At 67.8% G+C, this 1163-nt stretch carries 1 protein-coding gene; it reads left to right on the top strand.

Translation table 11 applies throughout. From position 1 onward, the window contains the following. Window positions 1-1049: IS1634 family transposase (locus ACWJ6R_RS36740; protein ID WP_449066611.1), on the top strand; the 1049-nt coding region annotated here is incomplete at its 5' end. Between the last annotated feature and the right edge of the window lie 114 nt (window positions 1050-1163).

Consider the following 1163-nt stretch of genomic DNA (forward strand, 5'->3'; position numbering starts at 1 on the left):
TGCCCGAGCAGGACGCCACCGACGATCACAAGCGCAAGGGGTTCCGGTCGTTCGGCAAGTCCAAGGACCACCGCGATGACCTGCCGCAGGTCGTGATCGGGATGGCCGTCACCCGCACCGGCATCCCCGTCCGGGTGTGGTCCTGGCCCGGCGCGACCGGCGACTCCGCGCTGATCCGGCAGGTCAAGGACGATATGCGGGACTGGACGTTGTCGCGGATCGTGTGGGTCGCCGACCGCGGCTTCGCCTCCGAGCGCAACCGGCTGCACCTGCGCAAGGGCGACCACCACTACATCATCGGAGAGAAGCTCCGCTCCGGATCGGCCGAGGCCGCCGAAGCACTCGCCCGTCAGGGCCGCTACCAGGAGATCCGCGACAACCTGCGGGTCAAGGAGGTCCGGATCCGCGAGGACGAGCGGTTCATCATCTGCTTCAACCCCGAGGCCGCGCAGCGAGACGAGAAGGTCCGGGAACGACTGCTCGCCCAGCTCACGACCTTGATCGAGGGAACCGACCAGCTGAACGCGACCAAACGGGCGGAGCTGCGCGGGGTGATCTCCACCAAGCCCGGCCTGAACCGGTACCTGCGGACCACGCCCGGCGGGCTGCTGCGCATCGACGCCGCGAGGATCAAGGCCGAGGAGAACCTCGACGGGAAGTATCTGCTGCGCACCTCGGACCCGAAGATGACTCCTGAGGACATCGCGCTCGGCTACAAGCAACTCCTCGAGGTTGAGCGGGGCTGGCGCGACATGAAGCAGATCATCGACCTGCGGCCGGTCTTCCACCGCAAGGAGCAGCGCATCCGCGCGCACGTCCTGCTCTGCTGGCTGGCGCTGCTGCTGGCCCGGATCGCCGAGACCTCCACCGGGCAGACCTGGCCCACCCTGCGCCGCGAGCTCGACCGGATCACCCTGGGCACCTTCACCGGCCCCGCCGGCACCTTCCGGCAACGCACCGAGATCACCAAATCCCAACGCGACCTGCTCTACGCCCTCAAAATCGACACCCCGCCCAGGATCTACCAGCTCACCCCGCCCAGCCGCTGACCAGCCCGAACCCCAGCCCCTAGATACACGCCGTCCCGCCAGCAGACGGCACGTTTCCGCACGTCAATCCCCAGATTCGCGGACTATCCCGCTACATCAACTGCGGAACCCCGG

Source organism: Planomonospora algeriensis, from assembly GCF_977012225.1.